Annotated in this window: 18 protein-coding genes; 14 read left to right on the forward strand and 4 right to left on the reverse strand. The window is 61.4% G+C overall.

The window, feature by feature from the left end:
• The first annotated feature begins 9 nt into the window (after nt 1-9).
• The 10 genes from GY725_04910 to GY725_04955 all read left to right on the forward strand — a co-directional run bounded on the left by GY725_04910 (nt 10) and on the right by GY725_04955 (nt 7,334).
• Complete coding sequence (locus tag GY725_04910; protein MCP4003514.1) at nt 10-1,260, forward strand: methyl-accepting chemotaxis protein; 1,251 nt, start codon at nt 10-12, stop codon at nt 1,258-1,260.
• Nucleotides 1,260-1,763, forward strand: coding sequence for a chemotaxis protein CheW (locus GY725_04915; GenBank protein MCP4003515.1), 504 nt, complete (start codon nt 1,260-1,262; stop codon nt 1,761-1,763). Before GY725_04910 ends, GY725_04915 begins: the two co-directional genes overlap by 1 nt.
• Nucleotides 1,745-2,122, forward strand: a complete 378-nt coding sequence (locus GY725_04920) for a response regulator (GenBank protein MCP4003516.1) — start codon at nt 1,745-1,747, stop codon at nt 2,120-2,122. Before GY725_04915 ends, GY725_04920 begins: the two co-directional genes overlap by 19 nt.
• Before the next feature lie 7 nt (nt 2,123-2,129).
• Entirely contained in the window at nt 2,130-2,645 is a 516-nt protein-coding gene (locus GY725_04925; GenBank protein MCP4003517.1) for a hypothetical protein, read from the forward strand.
• On the forward strand, nt 2,612-3,745 hold the full coding sequence (locus GY725_04930; protein ID MCP4003518.1) for a hypothetical protein: 1,134 nt from the start codon (nt 2,612-2,614) through the stop codon (nt 3,743-3,745). The genes GY725_04925 and GY725_04930 overlap by 34 nt, the downstream gene beginning before the upstream one ends.
• Nucleotides 3,742-4,281, forward strand: a complete 540-nt coding sequence (locus GY725_04935) for a hypothetical protein (protein ID MCP4003519.1) — start codon at nt 3,742-3,744, stop codon at nt 4,279-4,281. The genes GY725_04930 and GY725_04935 overlap by 4 nt, the downstream gene beginning before the upstream one ends.
• A 71-nt stretch (nt 4,282-4,352) precedes the next feature.
• Nucleotides 4,353-5,102 carry a nickel pincer cofactor biosynthesis protein LarB gene (gene larB, locus GY725_04940; protein MCP4003520.1) on the forward strand — a complete coding sequence of 250 codons (750 nt, stop codon included), beginning with the start codon at nt 4,353-4,355 and terminating at the stop codon, nt 5,100-5,102.
• A 61-nt stretch (nt 5,103-5,163) separates the two neighbouring features.
• Nucleotides 5,164-6,294, forward strand: coding sequence for a nickel pincer cofactor biosynthesis protein LarC (gene larC / locus GY725_04945; protein ID MCP4003521.1), 1,131 nt, complete (start codon nt 5,164-5,166; stop codon nt 6,292-6,294).
• Nucleotides 6,291-7,052 (forward strand): alpha/beta fold hydrolase, encoded by a 762-nt coding sequence (locus GY725_04950; GenBank protein MCP4003522.1) that lies wholly within the window; start codon nt 6,291-6,293, stop codon nt 7,050-7,052. The genes larC and GY725_04950 overlap by 4 nt, the downstream gene beginning before the upstream one ends.
• 66 nt (nt 7,053-7,118) lie before the next feature.
• Nucleotides 7,119-7,334 carry a hypothetical protein gene (locus tag GY725_04955; GenBank protein ID MCP4003523.1) on the forward strand — a complete coding sequence of 72 codons (216 nt, stop codon included), beginning with the start codon at nt 7,119-7,121 and terminating at the stop codon, nt 7,332-7,334.
• A gap of 26 nt (nt 7,335-7,360) precedes the next feature.
• On the opposite strand, the gene GY725_04960 is transcribed toward GY725_04955, so the two are convergent.
• The 4 genes from GY725_04960 to GY725_04975 form a co-directional block, all read right to left on the reverse strand.
• Nucleotides 7,361-8,668, reverse strand: coding sequence for a response regulator (locus tag GY725_04960; GenBank protein MCP4003524.1), 1,308 nt, complete (start codon nt 8,666-8,668; stop codon nt 7,361-7,363).
• Nucleotides 8,669-8,875: 207 nt separating this feature from the next.
• Nucleotides 8,876-10,486: a chaperonin GroEL gene (groL, locus tag GY725_04965; protein ID MCP4003525.1), complete on the reverse strand. Its 1,611-nt coding sequence runs from the start codon at nt 10,484-10,486 to the stop codon at nt 8,876-8,878.
• A gap of 24 nt (nt 10,487-10,510) precedes the next feature.
• Nucleotides 10,511-10,813: a co-chaperone GroES gene (locus GY725_04970; GenBank protein MCP4003526.1), complete on the reverse strand. Its 303-nt coding sequence runs from the start codon at nt 10,811-10,813 to the stop codon at nt 10,511-10,513.
• 195 nt (nt 10,814-11,008) lie between these two features.
• Complete coding sequence (locus tag GY725_04975; protein MCP4003527.1) at nt 11,009-12,958, reverse strand: hypothetical protein; 1,950 nt, start codon at nt 12,956-12,958, stop codon at nt 11,009-11,011.
• Between the two features lie 309 nt (nt 12,959-13,267).
• Between GY725_04975 and lexA the strand changes: the two genes are divergently transcribed.
• The 4 genes from lexA to folE all read left to right on the forward strand — a co-directional run bounded on the left by lexA (nt 13,268) and on the right by folE (nt 15,326).
• The gene (gene lexA / locus GY725_04980) at nt 13,268-13,870 is read left to right on the forward strand and encodes a transcriptional repressor LexA (protein ID MCP4003528.1); all 603 of its coding nucleotides are present in this window, start codon (nt 13,268-13,270) and stop codon (nt 13,868-13,870) included.
• Between the two features lie 81 nt (nt 13,871-13,951).
• On the forward strand, nt 13,952-14,353 hold the full coding sequence (locus tag GY725_04985) for a 6-carboxytetrahydropterin synthase (GenBank protein MCP4003529.1): 402 nt from the start codon (nt 13,952-13,954) through the stop codon (nt 14,351-14,353).
• A complete protein-coding gene (locus GY725_04990; protein ID MCP4003530.1) occupies nt 14,350-14,766 on the forward strand; it encodes a 6-carboxytetrahydropterin synthase in 417 nt (138 codons plus the stop codon). The genes GY725_04985 and GY725_04990 overlap by 4 nt, the downstream gene beginning before the upstream one ends.
• Nucleotides 14,763-15,326 (forward strand): GTP cyclohydrolase I FolE, encoded by a 564-nt coding sequence (folE, locus tag GY725_04995; protein MCP4003531.1) that lies wholly within the window; start codon nt 14,763-14,765, stop codon nt 15,324-15,326. Before GY725_04990 ends, folE begins: the two co-directional genes overlap by 4 nt.
• Nucleotides 15,327-15,589 lie beyond the last annotated feature (263 nt).

Here is a 15,589-nt window from a genome sequence, read left to right on the forward strand (position 1 = left end):
GGGCGAGGCTTGCGACTCGACCTGTCCTATAAACTGATTCTCGGATTCATGGCCGTCGCCGCCGTAGGGGCCGGTTTGCCCCGGGCACTGGAGCGTCTGGGGGCACCCGAATGGGCCGCCTTCGTACTCGCGCTGATCACCGGTGCATGGCTCGGCTGGATATACGCCGGTCAGCTCACCTTGAACTTCCGCACGCTGCGTAGCTGTACCGATCGCATCAGTCGCGGAGATCTGACCGCGACCGTCGATATTGAAGCGGGTCGCCGCTTTCCAGACGAAACCGTCGACCTCGCACGCTCGATCGGAACCATGCTTCAGAGTCTGCGGGAACTGGTGGAGCACATGCAGCGGGCTTCGGACGAAGTGGCGCAGTCCTCGCGCGAACTCTCCGAGTCGTCCAAGAGCGTCAACGCAACGACCCATGCAATCGGGGCGGGCATGGAGACGGCCACCGATGCCGCTCATAAGCAGAAGCAGGATGTCGAAGCTATTTCGCTGCGGATCCGTGAGATGGCCGAGGCGCTCAAGGGCAACGCGGAGAGCGCGCGAGCGGCTTCTACACTGACCGCTCAGGCCAGGCAGCGCATCACGACGGGCGTCGAGTCTTCGCGAACCTCTGAAGCGAATATGCAGACACTATTCGAGAAGATCGAATCTGCCGGGCTCCTGGTCCAGAGTTTTGATCAGAAGATCCATTCAGTTCATCGCGTGACCGAGATGATCACGAGCGTTGTCGAAAAAACCCATCTGCTATCTCTGAACGCATCGATAGAAGCGGCTCGCGCTGGTGATGCTGGGCGCGGATTCACGGTCGTGGCCGAAGAGATTCGCAAACTCGCTGAGAGCGCGGGTGGGTCGGCCGAACAGATCGAGGTCTTGATTCGCGAACTCGAAGACGAGTCGAAGAAGATTTCCGAGGTCACTGCGACGATCGGCGAGGATGTACGCGGAGGACGCCAGAATCTGAATGGCATCTTCAATACCCTGGAACAGGTCAAGGAGGCCGTCGACGAAGCATCGCATCGCTCCGACGAAATCTGCACGCAGGCTGGAACTCAGGCCGTCGATGCAGAAGAGATCGTTGAGGCCGTCGTGAAGGTTGCCTGCGATGTTTCCGAGAGCGCGTTGACGATCAGTGAGATGCGCCGCGGACTGTCCACGCAGACTGCGTCGACCGAAGAGATGGTGCGCTACGCCGCGCGCCTGCTCGATATGTCCGTCCAACTCGACGAAGTCGCTAGACGCTTCGAGACGCGGTGATGAATCCGTTCGAAGAAACAAGAGAGGTCAGTTCCAGCGGCTGGTTGCGTTTTGAAATCGATGAAGCGCGTTTTGCCTTGCCGCTGGAGTCGATTGCCGAAGTGAGTCGCGCTTCGCGGCCGCGCTTGATCCCGCGCGTTCCGCTCGAGGTCGGAGGTGTATTGAACTTCCGCGGAGAACCGCTTCCAGCCATCGACGGAGGCGTTCTCTTGCTCGGAAGGCCCGCAGCGAAACATCACCACCTGCTGGTCATGCAACAGGATGGTCTGCGGATCGGAGTACTGGTGGGACATGTCGCGAAGATCGAACGGTCCCTGCGATCCCTGCGTGCAGCAGATGGGATTCCAGATCCAGAACTGGAACTGGACTTCGTCGAGCAGGTCGGCAACGGAAGTGAAGCTCTAGGACTGGTGCAGCCCGAGAGCCTGGTCGAAAGAGCCAAGGAACTACTTCAGGAACAGCGTTCAGAAGGGGAATCCAACTCATGTCACAACGTATTCTGATCGCGGATGATGCCGCATTCATGCGGGAGATGCTCCGCGACATCCTGACCGAAGGAGGTCACGAAGTCGTTGCTGAAGCGGCCGACGGCAATGAAGCCGTTGCGGCGTTTCAGGAGTACCAACCCGATGTCATCACTCTCGACATCGTCATGCCGCGAAAGAGCGGTCTTGAAGCCCTGCGCGACATCATCGCAGCCAGTCCCGGGGCCTGTGTGGTCATGTGCAGCGCGCTCGGCCAGGAAGCCCTGGTGATGGAGGCTCTCGATTCTGGCGCAGCCGAATTCGTGGTGAAGCCCTTCAAGCCGGATCAGGTGCTCTCAGCGATCGAGAAGGCGACCGGAAAGACCGCGCAGGCCTGAGCCGACCGTGAACCTGGACAAGTACAGAACCCTTTTCGTCGACGAGGCCACAGAGCACCTCGGCGAGATGGGTCGTGCGGCCGCGCTCCTCGGTCAAGGAGCACCCGATACCGACGCAGACGGGGCGATCGACACATTGTTCCGCATGGCTCACTCGATCAAGGGCATGGCGGCGTCGATGGAGTTCTCGGACATCGCAGAACTGTCGCATTCGCTCGAAGATCGCATGGAGCCGTTCCGGAGCGGTGCGGCTTTGGACTCCGAGGAACTTCAGTTGATCTCGGAGGTCATCGCAGCGCTCGAAGCCATGATGGGTGGCGTCGAAGAGGGGATCTCGCCGGACGCCGACCCCGAATTGCTCGAGCGTCTTCGTGCTCCGGTGGAGCGCAAGACGGCGAAGCGCTCGGCGGCAAGCAATCGGGTAAAAAAAAAAGCCCCGCGGTCACTCCGCCACCACTGCCGCGTTCCGTCCGCGTCCGCACAGAAGCGGTGGACCGGTTTCTGGCCGCAGTGGGTGAACTGATGCAGCGACAGGCGCGTCTCGAGCAACTCCACCGCAAGGCTCCCTTCTGGGAGCACCACGGCGAGTTCAGCGAAGAACTCGATGGCATGGAGAACGTGGTCCGCGAGTTGCGCCGTCGCGCACTCGATATCCGGACCACGCCAGTCAGGCGCGTGCTTGATCGAATACCACGGGTTGCGAGTGAGCTGGCACGCGAGCTGGGCAAGCAGGTTCGTGTTGAACTCTCCGGTGAGAATGTCGAGGTAGATCGCGCGATCCTCGACCATCTGGACGACCCGCTTCTTCACGTGATTCGCAACGCTATCGACCACGGTATCGAGACGCCCGAAGAGCGCCTGTCTGCAGGTAAAGACGCAACGGGCACACTGCGCCTGAGCGCATCGCGGGTTGCGGGCCGGATGCATTTGCGCGTCGAGGAAGACGGGCGCGGCATCGATATCGAAGCGCTGAGAAGACGAGCCGTCGAACGGGGTCTCCTGCTCGAGATGGTTGCTGAAGATCTGCCGCCAGAGAGAATTCGCGAACTCGTGTTCGAGCCCGGTATTTCGACCCGGGCCGACGTGACCGACATCTCGGGGCGCGGTGTGGGAATGGATGCGGTCAAGCGCTCGATCGAATCGCTCGGTGGTACGGTTTCCATAGAATCGGCGTCCGAGACCGGCACTATCTTCGATTTCGATCTGCCTTCGATGGTCGCGTTGCAACGCGTGCTCGTCTTGAAGCTCGGGGGGGAGCGTGTGGCTCTTCCTGTGGCCCAGATTGAGGCAGTTCTCGGAGCCGAGGAAAGCCAGATCGAAGCCAACACCGGTGACGCGTTCTTTGAATTCAAAGGCGAACCGCTGCCACTTCTCGATCTTGCAGAAGAGGTCGGGCTGCCGCGCACGGCATCGGCCAGCAACGCGAATGTTCTCGTGGTAGAGGTCCGCGGATTTCGACTCGGTCTGCTCGTGGATCGCGCGGTTGGAGACATGGAGGTCTTCGTCCGTGAAACACCTCGTCCCTTGTCCACTTTGGCCGCGCTAGCGGGAGTGGCAGTTCTTCCCGACGGGGCACCGGTCTTTGTGTTGGAGATCGGTGTACTCGTGGAGCGCTTCCTATGAACTACGACGAAGATCATCTCGCTGAACTCGCGAATATCAGCGCAGGTCACGTCGCGACGGTCCTCGCTCGCCTGCTGGACAAGACCCTGCTCATGGATCCACCTCAGGTTCGCCTGATTCCGCCCGATTCGGGACCGCTCGATTCCATGTCGGACGAAGAGCGGGCAGCGGTCGTCTATGCGGACCTCGTGGGGGTGTACCCGGGACAGGCTGCGCTGGTTCTTCCGGAGCACGCGATTGTGGCGATCGTAGAGCGACTCGTAGGAAAGACTCTCGAAGACGAGGAGCTCGACGACCGGGCTCGTTCCGCGCTCTGCGAGATGGGGAACATCGCTATTTCGGCTGCTGCCAACGCTCTTGGCGAGATCGAAGGAGGCATCGTTATTCCCTCGCTCCCGCGCCTGGAGCTCGTGGCTGAAACGGTACCGGCCTTGACCGGCCGACCTGGAACCGAAGCCAGCTACGTCGCCGAGGTAGAGCTTTTCGAACCCCAGGGCGAGATGCGCCTGCTGTTCCTCTGGATTCCGTCTGACTGATCCGCTCTCGGTCTCCTGAGCTTCGTTGCAGGGGACGTGCAGTCAGGTCGACTCCCGCTTATCCTTGGGGAATGGACCGAGATCACCTGACCCGTCTTCTGGAGCGCTTCGAGCGGCGCGAGCTTTCTCGCGAGGACGTTCTGGAAGAACTTGCGCGGCTTCCGTTCCGGGCTCTGGGTGACGCGCGTGTCGATACGCATCGCGCCCTGCGCCAGGGTACCCCTGAGGTTGTCTTCGGACTGGGCAAGACGGTGGACCAGATCGTACGCATCGTCGAGACGCTGCGGGACGCGGATCAGAATGCCCTGGTCACGCGCGTCGAGTCCGATGTCGCGCGCGCCGTAGGCGCGCGGATTCCCGAGATCGAGTTCCATCCCGAAGCCCGGATGCTCGCTCTACGCGTCGGGGAACGGCGCATCGCCGGACGCGGCCCCATCGCGGTCGTGACTGGCGGAACCTCGGACCTTCCGGTGGCCGAGGAAGCCGCCCTGGTTGCGGAGTTTCTGGGCAACAAGGTCGAGCGCTTGTACGACGTGGGAGTGGCCGGTCTGCACCGACTACTCGCTTCGATCGACGTCCTGCGGTCGGCGAATGTAGTGATCGCGATCGCCGGGATGGAGGGTGCACTGCCTTCGGTGATCGGAGGCCTGGTGGAGCGGCCCGTGGTCGCCGTTCCCACGAGCATCGGCTACGGTGCATCTTTTGGCGGTATTGCCGCATTGCTCGGCATGATCAACTCCTGTGCCTCGAACGTGACGGTGGTGAATATTGACAACGGCTTCGGGGCGGCGAATGTCGCGTCGCTCATCAATCGCTCGTAAGCGAAAGGCAGCCGAGGGGCGCCTTCTGCATTTTGATTGCTATTCCGGGGCTGCCGGCAATATGCTCCTGGGCGCCTTGCTCGACGTGGGGGCGTCTGCGCGTCAGGTGCGAGAACAAATCAGCTGCCTGGGTGTTGACGGCATTCGCATGCGTGTCTCGAACGTGAAACGGGGAGCGATTGCCGCCCGCTATGTGCAGTTCCGAGGACCGGCCCGAGATTCCAAGCAACGCCGCTGGGCCGAGATCCGCAAGCTGATCAGCAAGGCTCCGCTGCGCAATCGCGTACGCGAACGAAGTCTTGAAGTATTCGAAGCTCTGGCCGAGTCCGAGGCTCGAGTACACGGAGTTGCGCCGGAGCGCGTTCATTTCCACGAAGTCGGTGCAATCGATGCAATCGGCGACATCGTCGGTGTATGCGCAGCCTTGGATGCGCTCGAGGTGTCGCACGTGAGCAGTTCGCCCCTGGCCTTGGGACACGGCCAGGTGAAGACCGAACACGGTGTGCTGCCCCTGCCAGCTCCCGCGAGCTTGCTCCTGCTGGCCGGGATCCCCACGTACCCGGTCGATGTCCCCTGGGAAACCGTAACGCCAACGGGCGCTGCGTTGTTGCGAGTTCTGGTGGACGAGTGGGGACCGATGCCGGCGATCACCCCGCTCGACCAGGGATTTGGCGCGGGCCAGGATCGCTCCGGCCCCATGCCCAACACTCTGCGCGTTGCACTGGGTGTGTCCAACGATGCGCTCGCTCGCGACACGGTGAGTGTAATCGAGACTCACCTGGACGATACACATCCGGAACACCTGCCGTTTCTTCTGGAACGGTTGATGGAAGACGGTGCGCTCGACGCTTCATTGAGTTCCCTGACCATGAAGAAGGGGCGTATGGGGCAGTTGTTGCGCGTGCTGGCCCGACCCTCGGATAGGGATCGACTCGCACGTCGCGTCTTGTTGGAGTCCAGCGCATTGGGGGTTCGCTTCAGTGAGCTTCCCAGGCTCTTGCTCAAGCGCGAGAACCTCACGGTGCAGACGGATTACGGTGCGATTCGCGTCAAGATCGCACGCGCTCCCGACGGTGCCACGAGTGCCGCGCCCGAATACGAGGCGTGCGCGCGTGCGGCACGCAAACACAGCGTTCCGCTTGGGCGCGTGTATCGCGCTGCTGAACGCCGCGCCGAAGAAGAACTCTCGTGACGATCGAATCCGGTCCTTTCGAACTGGGCGACGTTAGTGGAGACGGACCGGCCGTACTGTGCGTCCACGGACTCACCGGCACTCCCTACGAGGTGCGGCCCATCGCCGAGGCGCTCGCGCACAACGGCTTTGTCTGCGTTGGACCTCTGCTACCCGGACACGGCACGACCCCCGCAGAGTTGTCGATCGTTTCCCATCAGCAGTGGCTAGAGGCCGTCGAGCGCGCGTGGGATGCACTCGCCAAGCGACATCCGCGTGTGTACGTGCTGGGTCTCTCACTCGGCGGTCTCCTGAGCCTTGCGCTCGCGCAGAATCGCCCGGTGGCCGGGGCGGTGATCATGGCCGCGCCCCTGCGACTGGGGCGCGCGGTACGCTACGGCGTCCCCTTGCTCCATCGCTGGTTGCGGGAGATTCCCAAGACGCCCGGCATCCTCGACCCGCAAGCACGAGCGGTGCACCCGGGTTACGACCGCATGCCGCTGTCTTCGGTCAACCAGTTGATCCATCTGGCGCGTCGGGTCCGAGGTGATCTGGCACGGATCGACGCCCCTCTGCAGCTCATCTTCAGCCGCTGTGACGAGACCGTAGACCTGCAGAACCTGGATCAGATCATAAATGGAGTGAAATCACCTCAGATCGAGACTCTCATCCTCGAAGATTCCGGCCATGTTCTTCCGGTCGATCGCGAAAGTGTGAAGGTCGCAGCATCGGTTGTGGAATTTCTGACCTCTCAGGAAGCCTCTACGCTTGACGCGTAGTCTGGATCTGGGAATCCTAAGGCGCTGCATTACTCCAACCAACACCAGGGGGCCAGAGAGACTCAAATGGCAGAACTTCCCGCAGCAGCCGTCAAGCGCCTGCTCACCAAGCACGGCAGCGAACTCAGGACATCTTCTTCCGCGGTCGACCTGGCTGTTGCCGCGACCGAAAGCTACGTCGCCCGTCTGGCCCAGGAAGCGAGTGCTTCCGCTCAAAAAGAGCGCCGCAAGACCATCATGGATGCCGACATCGAGAAGGCGCGCGAGCAGCTCGGCGGCTAGCGACCCTCGGCCGCGCAGACTTCCGCTCAGGAACGCTTGAGTGCGCGCGCTGCGAGGTACTCGATCACGCGGATCCAGCGCACTTCACCATCCCCGTGGAAGTGCAGCAGGCGGACCCCTGCCAGCACACTGGCAAAGCCGGGAAGATTGACGCGCGAAACAACTCGTCCGACCACGTCGATTTCGCCCAGCGGTTTCGGCAGCGCGATTCGATAGTGTTCGTCGCGACCGAGTTCGATCTCGCGGCGGGTTCGCAGCGTGAGCCCGCCGCGCGCAACGGATTCCGTCAGGTCATCCCAGTCGAGGTCCCGTTCGTGGGTCCTGACGCGAAAGCGCGCGGGAAAGCGCGAGAATCGCCGTTCGCTGGAGTTATCGAGCATATTGTCGAAGGTCGCGATGACGCCGTCCCATTCGAATGGACCGGGCAGGTAGGCGGAGGCGCCTGCGGCCTGCGCGGCCACCTGGCTGGCACTACGGGAGCGTTCTTCGAGCAGGACGATCGGCAGTTGCTCGATTCCCGCAATATTGCGCATGCGCACCGTCAGCTCGAAACCATCGATCCGGGGCATCTGCGCCTGGATCAACACGAGTTCGTAACTGTGTCGCCGGAACGCATCCAGAGCCCTGGTCGGATCCCTGGGTATGTCGGGTCGGATCTCTCTCGAGGGTAGTTCCGCCACGAGTTGATCCCGCAGCAGCCCCTGTTGTGCCACGACGAGCACGCGGTGGTCATCGGCCTTCTTGGCTGCCACGTCCAGGCTCAGAGCAGGCCTTTCCGAAGCACGGGCCAACTGTTCGGTTCGCTGCTTCTTTGCAGCGTCGCGCGCAAGCCGTCCCATTTCGGTCGTCAGGGCGATTTCGAGTTCACTTGCTCTCGCATCTTCGTACGGCCTGAAGCGACGGTCTTTTGGTGAAGCGAGCGACACATCCGCCAACGGACCGACGCTGGGCAACTGGATCTCTACCGGTGAGCGAACCTCAACGCTCTTGCAGCTAAAGTCGTTCAAGGGAATCTGCAGCCGCGTACCGCGGTGCGCGCTACGGGCGTCGATGCGCCGGGCCCGAAATCGCTCGCGCGCAGCGGTGAGTTCCCCTTGTGCCACAGACCAGGCGCGGCGCAGTCGCGACTCGATGTCCGCAGCTGAATCACAGGTGCCTACTTCGATCGCTGGAAGGTCGAATAGCGGGCGCGGCTGAAAGAACTTCAGGCTCTTGTGATCGACCGTGAAGAAACGTGCACGCTCGATGGGAAATGGTGGGCCGAGGGTCTCAAAGGGCGTCGTAGAGAGCACGAGTTCGCCCACGGCCAGGTTGGCCCCGCTTTCGATCTTCATTTCGATCCCGAAAGATCGAAGTCGATCGATCAGGAATTGCTTCTGATGGTCCGCCGACACGAGCGAAACCCCTCCAGGTTGGGTGGGCTACGTGTTGGCAATCGGTTTCGACTGGACTTCGCTTGAAAGCCCAGCCGACATCAGAGACAGGACGGCCCCGACGGAGACAACTCCGCCGGGGCCGTCGAGATCGCATGGACGATGAGCCTACATACCTATGGGCGGCGCGTCGCCGCCTTCATCGGGCTTCTCGCCGATCATGGCCTCAGTCGTCAGCAGGAGTCCCGAGACGCTGGCCGCGTTCTGCAGCGCCGTGCGCACGACCTTGGTCGGATCGATCACACCAGCCTTGACCAGGTCTTCGAAACTATCGGTCGCGGCGTTGAAGCCAAAGGCGCCCTTTCCGGACGCGACCTTGTCGACGATGACCGAGCCTTCCTGGCCCGCGTTCTGCGCAATCATGCGCAGTGGCTCTTCAATGGCTCGCAGGACGATGTCGATACCGGCCTGCTGTTCGGAGTTCTTGCCCTTGAGGCTTTCGATCGATCCCTTGGAGCGAATCAGCGCTACGCCGCCGCCCGGAACGATGCCTTCCTCGACGGCTGCGCGCGTCGCGTGCAGAGCGTCTTCGACGCGGGCCTTCTTTTCTTTCATCTCGCTCTCGGTTGCAGCACCGACTTTCACGACGGCCACACCACCCGCGAGTTTTGCCAGCCGCTCCTGCAGCTTCTCCCGGTCGTAGTCCGAAGTGGTGTCTTCGATCTGCTTGCGGATCTCGTTGCAGCGAGCTTCGATGTCCTTCTTCTTTCCACCGCCCTGGATGATCGTCGTGTTGTCTTTGTCGATCACCACACGGCTCGCCTTGCCCAGATCGTTGATCGTGATGTTCTCGAGCTTGATGCCGAGTTCTTCTGCGATCACCTGGCCACCGGTCAGGATGGCCATGTCTTCGAGCATGGACTTGCGGCGATCTCCGAACCCCGGAGCCTTGACCGCTGCGACGTTGAGAGTGCCGCGGATCTTGTTCACGACCAGAGTCGCCAGTGCTTCACCTTCGAGATCCTCGGCGAGTATCAGCAACGGGCGACCGAGCTTCGCAACCTGCTCCAGAACGGGCAGCAGATCCTTCATGTTCGAGATCTTCTTTTCGTTGAGCAGGATCAGCGGTTCTTCGATCACCGCCTCCATGCGCTCCGGATCTGTGATGAAGTACGGAGACAGGTACCCGCGGTCGAACTGCATGCCCTCGACGACTTCCAGAATCGTATCGAGCGTCTTGTTCTCTTCCACGGTGATCACGCCTTCGCGACCCACGCGCTCCATCGCATCGGCGATGATATTGCCGATTTCCTCGTCATTATTGGCGCTGATCGCACCTACCTGTGCGATGTCGGAGCGATCACGCGTCGGCTTCGATTGTTTTCCGAGTTCAGCGACGATGGCCTCGACCGCCGTGTCGATGCCGCGCTTCAGTTCGATCGGGCTGTGACCCGACGAAACCATCTTGAGGCCCTCGCGGAAGATGGCCTGCGAGATCACCGTCGCGGTCGTGGTTCCGTCTCCGGCGACATCGGAAGTCTTCGAGGCGACCTCCTTGACCATCTGTGCGCCCATGTTCTCGAACTTGTCCTCGAGTTCGATTTCTTTGGCTACCGATACGCCGTCCTTCGTGACGACGGGGGAGCCAAAGCTCTTCTCGATGATGACGTTGCGCCCCTTCGGTCCCAGGGTCACCTTGACGGCATTTGCCATCGTGTTGACCCCGCGGGCGAGCGCGTCTGCGGCCTGACTGTCGAACTTGATTTCCTTTGCACCCATCGAAAGTGATCTCCTCGGCTTTGCCTATTTCTTCTTGCGGGAACCCGTGATTGCGAGGATCTCGTCCTCTCTCAAAATCACGTAGTCCAATCCGTCGAGTGTGACTTCGTTGCCGCTGTACTTGCCGAACAAGACGCGGTCGCCTTCTGCAACGTCTAGCGGATGAATCTTGCCGTCGTCGCTCACTTTGCCTTTACCAGTGGCTGCGACGATGCCCTCCTGGGGGCGTTCCTTTGCCGAGTCGGGGATGATGATTCCCCCGGCTGTCTTCTCCTCCTCCTCCACCCTTTGGACGAGGACTCGATCCTGAAGCGGTCGGATTTTCATTTCTGCTGTCTCCCTGAAGTCGCCTGAAGTCGTCCACGGGCGCAATTTTTTGCCCGAAATCGAGCACGCGGAAACGGGGTCGGGCCGCCGGTCGCCGGGACCCGCGGCAGAGTAGGACCGAGTCCGGGACTGTCAACCGGTTCACTCACGCCCGTGACCGAGGGTTGCGACCCCCGGGAGACCACCCGCGCCGGGCTACCGGGTGCGCTCGCGAGTGTCGCCGCCGGCGATCGTCCGCTCCAGAGCGGCGATCCGAGCACGGGAGACCGCGCGATTGGCAAACGGCCCGGCGGGCACGCCCTCGCGCAGCGCGGAGAGTGCGAGATCGGGTTCTCCGGCCAGTTCGTAGGCCACGGCTTCGGTGCTGCGCAGATGGAAGCGTCTTCGGGGCTGCAGGTCGATCGCCCTCTCAATCTCCTGACGAATCTGCTCGATCTGCCCCTGACTGCCCAGGATCCGCACCAGTCGACTCCAGGCTCGGACCAGCAGCGGATCCTTTTTCAGGGCCTGGCGGATCAGGTGAATCCCGCCCTGGAGATCGGATTGGCTCATCGCCAGCGCTCCGCGTGCGAGCAGGAAATCCGGGTGGTCCCCAACCACGAGTTCGGCATCCGGAAGGGGCTCGCGGAGTCTCGGAGAGTTGGGCGGCAGAAGAATTACCGCCAGCTGATCCATGTAGACGATCTTCCACGAGAGTGGCGGTTCAGTCATTTTGCGTGCAAGTCGACCGATTCCACCGGGCAAGATAGCGGCGTCGGCCGGGTACTGGCTCATGCGAGCTGCGAGCCCGGGCGCGCTATTTAGCATTGCCTGGTAGTCGTTGTAGATCTTTTCTCCGTACAACGTGTTCGCACGGCCGTCGATGAACACCTTGAACTCGGGCGCGTGCAGCATGATGTAGCCGCCCCAGTTGTAGTAGTTGAGCAGGCGTTTTCCGGGATTTAGCGCCTGGAGGTATCGCAACGAGGCTTCCGGGTACAGATTGCCCTCGGTCCAGCGATGCAGGAGGCGCGGGTGGATGCGCACGTCCGTCCAGAGCAGCGAGCCCACCAGAACGGCCGCGACAATCGCGGTGAGTCCGGCGGCCTGTGTGCGAAGAACCGGCAGCCCCACCGAGGCCACGTCGCGTCCCCATCGAATCCCTGAGGCGACCAGTGGGGCGGCGACGATTCCGAAAAGTGGAATGAAGCGACGCGAGGTGACGGCCATCTCGAAGCAGACCGCCGCCAGGCATATCAAGTAGGGGTCGATCTTCGGGAACGCGGGCAAGCCCTTTTCCCGCAGACCGTCCGAGAGACCGCGCACGGAGCCCAATAGCCCAAGCAGCGTGCCGATGATCGCGAACAGTCCGATCAACCAGAAGCGGCCTTCGAACAGGCGCAGCGATAGTTCGAATTCGGGCGGTCGCCACTCGACCAGAAGCCGAAACGGAGAATCGGAGTCGAGGTAGGCCAGAGGGTACTCGAGGATCCGGTAGCCCCACGGGTTGACCAGAAATGCGAGCGTGCAACCGGCGACGCTGAACCACAGTGGCCATGGGATCACGAGGCGGCGGGCGTCGGCGCAAAGGCGAAGAGTCTTCACGAGCACGTGCAGACCGATCATTCCGTAACCGAATGCGAAGCCACCGTGTGTGTTGCACCAGATCACCATGGCCGGTGGCCAGAACCAGTGCGCGCGCGGATGATCGCGGGTCAGCAGGAAGATCCCTGTCAGTAGCAGTGTCGTCAGATGCGGGCGGATATCGAGAAACCAGAAGGCGCTCGAAGCCGCCAGCCAGATTGCCGCCCCCGCAGCGAACGCCGAGCCGCTCACGCGCCGGGCGACCGCGAAGGCGAGGCTGAAAATCGCGACCAGCAACGCCAGGTTGAGCCAGGCGACCAACTCCGGATGAAACGAGTACGCGCTCCAGTACACGATGTCCCAGAGCCACTCGTGGTTCATCCACTCGTCGCCCGCCGCAGTCCAGGAGAAGTGGTCGGCGCGCGGGACGCCACCGCGCTCGAGGATGTCGCGGCCCGAGGCCAGATGCCACCAGAGATCGGAGCCTGCAACTGCGGGCTGGAACCAGGAGGACGCACCTAGAATTGTCGCAAATGCGGCCAGGAATCCGTTGATTTTCGCTGTTTTTTCGATTAAGCTCATCTTGGCTCGGCGACGGACTCTCTAGAACGTCTGGAAAACAATTTCCCAGACGTTCAGGCAGGTCCCGAAGGTGGCAGTTCCAGGGGAACCCGGCGGAACGTGGAGAGCGTCGCTCGTCGGCCACTCATTGGCTTGATTTTCGTGAATTTCAACGGGGGCCGATCGGAACCGGCAAAAGATCGCGAATCCCCCCGCAAAAACTGGTTCTCAGTTTAGAGTAGGATGATCGGTCACGAGAACCAGGCATTGACCCAAGGATGGGATCGAAAGCGCTGGTTTCTCGGATAGCGGCAGAGATTGGGGGTCCAGATGCATCTGACCAAACGGCAGAAAGAGATTTTCGATTTCATCTGCGAGTCGCTTGGCGAGGATGGCTACGCGCCGAGTCTCGAAGAGATTGGCGAGCGTTTTGGGTTGTCGTCGGTGGCGACGGTCCACAAGCATGTCCAGAATCTCGTGGAGAAGGGACTGCTGCGAAAAGCCTGGAATCGCAGTCGTTCCATCGAGGTTGTCGATCAGGCGCCGCGCTCCGACAGCGTCGAGATCCAGTTGATGGGAAACGTCGCGGCGGGCGGCCCCATCGAGGCGGTCGCAAATCCCGAATCGATCGGGGTTCCGGCGCAGATGGTAGGTCGCAGGCAGTGCTTCGGACTGCGCGTGCAGGGCGACTCGATGATCGAAGACCACATCGTCGATGGAGACGTCGTGATCCTGGAGTCGAGGAATCTTCCGCGGGCGGGCGAGACCGTGGTCGCGCTGATCCGGCGCGAGGAGTGCACACTCAAGAAGTTCTATCAGGACGGCGGCAAGATCCGGCTCGTGCCCGCGAACGAGCGTCTCCGAGCGATGGAGTTTCCGGCCGAAGACATCGATATCCAGGGTGTCGTCGTCGGCCTCATACGGGGTTACTAGTCCGGAATCATTGAGGATTCCATATCAGGTCCGCGGCAGCGGTCGCGACCTGTGTGCGGCGAACGTGTAGACTGTCGGCGAATGCTGCTGACTCGTCGGATGGATTTCTCGGCCTCGCACTGTGTGCGCCGGGCCGACTGGGACCAGGCGCGAAATCTCGACGCCTTCGGTCCCCGGGCCGATCAGCCGAGCCACGGCCACAACTACGTGCTCGAGGTCAGTGTCGGCTGGAAGGTGGACCCTCAGACCGGCATGGTGATCGACCTGAAGGAACTCAAGGAAGTGATGGAGTCTGAAATCGGCCGCCGCTTCGATCATCGCGACCTGAACACAGATACGGACTTTTTCGCGCACGATGCACCGACCGCCGAGAATCTTGTGAGGGTCATCTTCGATCTGCTCGAGGCCGCGTTGCCCAATGGGCTTCTTCAGCGGGTTCGGCTGATGCCGAACCGCGATTGCGCGGTAGAGGTGACGCGATGACGATCGTGATTCGCCGCTACTATTTCAGCGCAGCGCATGTTCTCCGCCGCTCCGACTGGGACGAAGATCGAAACCGGAGTGTGTATGGGAAGTGCGCGAATCCGGCGGGGCACGGACATAACTACGAAGTATTCGTGAGCGTCCGAGGCGATCCAGATCCCGACACGGGTCGAGTCGTTTCCTGGGAGCGCATGGACAACATCATTCGCGAGCGGGTGATCGAACCTCTGGATCACACATTTCTGAACCGCGAAATTCCCGAGTTCTTGCGCACTGTACCGACGGCGGAGAACATCGCGCGCTACATATGGGACGCACTCAAAGGTGAACTCGCTCCCGCGCAGTTGCACCGCGTTCGACTGGTCGAAACCAGGAACAACTCTGTCGAGTATTACGAGGATTTGAACGCATGAAGGTGAGCGAAGGTCTGATCGAAGCTCTGATCAAGGAAATCGGCGAAGACCCGACCCGGCAGGGACTCAGGAAAACGCCTGAACGTGTGTCGCGGGCCATCGAATTCCTGACGCAGGGCTACCAGCAGGATCCCCAGGAGATTCTCAATGGGGCGGTTTTCGAAGAGGAATACGACGAGATGTTGCTCGTGAAGGACGTCGATTTCTACAGCTTGTGCGAGCACCACATGCTGCCGTTTTTCGGCCGGGCCCACGTGGCCTATCTGCCGGCCGGGAAGGTCGTGGGATTGTCGAAGATCCCGCGTCTGATCGACATGTATTCTCGTCGGCTCCAGGTCCAGGAGCGCTTGACCAATGACGTGGCCGGGGAGATCGACCGGGTTCTTAGCCCCAGGGGAGTCGCAGTCATCATGGAGGGCCAGCACCTGTGCATGATGATGCGCGGGGTCCAGAAGCAGAACTCCTACACCATCACCAGCGCCATGCTCGGGGAGTTCCAGACGAACTCGAAGACCCGGACCGAACTGATGGCCCTGATCCGAAAGCGACGAGACCTCTGAGGGCCCCCGGGCGAGGGATTTTTCGACGCAACCCGTCGAATCTGCCGGTCGCCTGCTCGTCGGATCTATATCGGGTCCCGGTGAACTGCAATCTCGCCGGTCCATTCTTCGAAGATGCGCGCCTACGAGGCCGCATGTTCTGGTCTATCTACTTGATTTGGTTGATGATTCCAATTCTCATGTCGAGCTTGACACAAGTCCTCAAGTCGCGTAGTTTGGCGGCAGAGAAGAGACTGACCGAGTTGCATTCCTACGTCGGCCCC

This window comes from bacterium (assembly GCA_024226335.1).
Taxonomy (GTDB): Bacteria; Myxococcota_A; UBA9160; order SZUA-336; family SZUA-336; genus JAAELY01.

Excerpts from the sequence above, each read along its gene's own strand:
- GY725_04915 (MCP4003515.1), top strand. The coding sequence starts at position 1,260 with ATGAATCCGTTCGAAGAAACAAGAGAGGTCAGTTCCAGCGGCTGGTTG.
- GY725_04920 (MCP4003516.1), top strand. The coding sequence starts at position 1,745 with ATGTCACAACGTATTCTGATCGCGGATGATGCCGCATTCATGCGGGAG.
- GY725_04935 (MCP4003519.1), top strand. The coding sequence starts at position 3,742 with ATGAACTACGACGAAGATCATCTCGCTGAACTCGCGAATATCAGCGCA.
- larB (MCP4003520.1), top strand. The coding sequence starts at position 4,353 with ATGGACCGAGATCACCTGACCCGTCTTCTGGAGCGCTTCGAGCGGCGC.
- larC (MCP4003521.1), top strand. The coding sequence starts at position 5,164 with ATGCTCCTGGGCGCCTTGCTCGACGTGGGGGCGTCTGCGCGTCAGGTG.
- GY725_04955 (MCP4003523.1), top strand. The coding sequence starts at position 7,119 with ATGGCAGAACTTCCCGCAGCAGCCGTCAAGCGCCTGCTCACCAAGCAC.
- GY725_04960 (MCP4003524.1), bottom strand. The coding sequence starts at position 8,668 with ATGAAGATCGAAAGCGGGGCCAACCTGGCCGTGGGCGAACTCGTGCTC.
- groL (MCP4003525.1), bottom strand. The coding sequence starts at position 10,486 with ATGGGTGCAAAGGAAATCAAGTTCGACAGTCAGGCCGCAGACGCGCTC.
- GY725_04970 (MCP4003526.1), bottom strand. The coding sequence starts at position 10,813 with ATGAAAATCCGACCGCTTCAGGATCGAGTCCTCGTCCAAAGGGTGGAG.
- GY725_04975 (MCP4003527.1), bottom strand. The coding sequence starts at position 12,958 with ATGAGCTTAATCGAAAAAACAGCGAAAATCAACGGATTCCTGGCCGCA.
- lexA (MCP4003528.1), top strand. The coding sequence starts at position 13,268 with ATGCATCTGACCAAACGGCAGAAAGAGATTTTCGATTTCATCTGCGAG.
- GY725_04985 (MCP4003529.1), top strand. The coding sequence starts at position 13,952 with ATGCTGCTGACTCGTCGGATGGATTTCTCGGCCTCGCACTGTGTGCGC.
- GY725_04990 (MCP4003530.1), top strand. The coding sequence starts at position 14,350 with ATGACGATCGTGATTCGCCGCTACTATTTCAGCGCAGCGCATGTTCTC.
- folE (MCP4003531.1), top strand. The coding sequence starts at position 14,763 with ATGAAGGTGAGCGAAGGTCTGATCGAAGCTCTGATCAAGGAAATCGGC.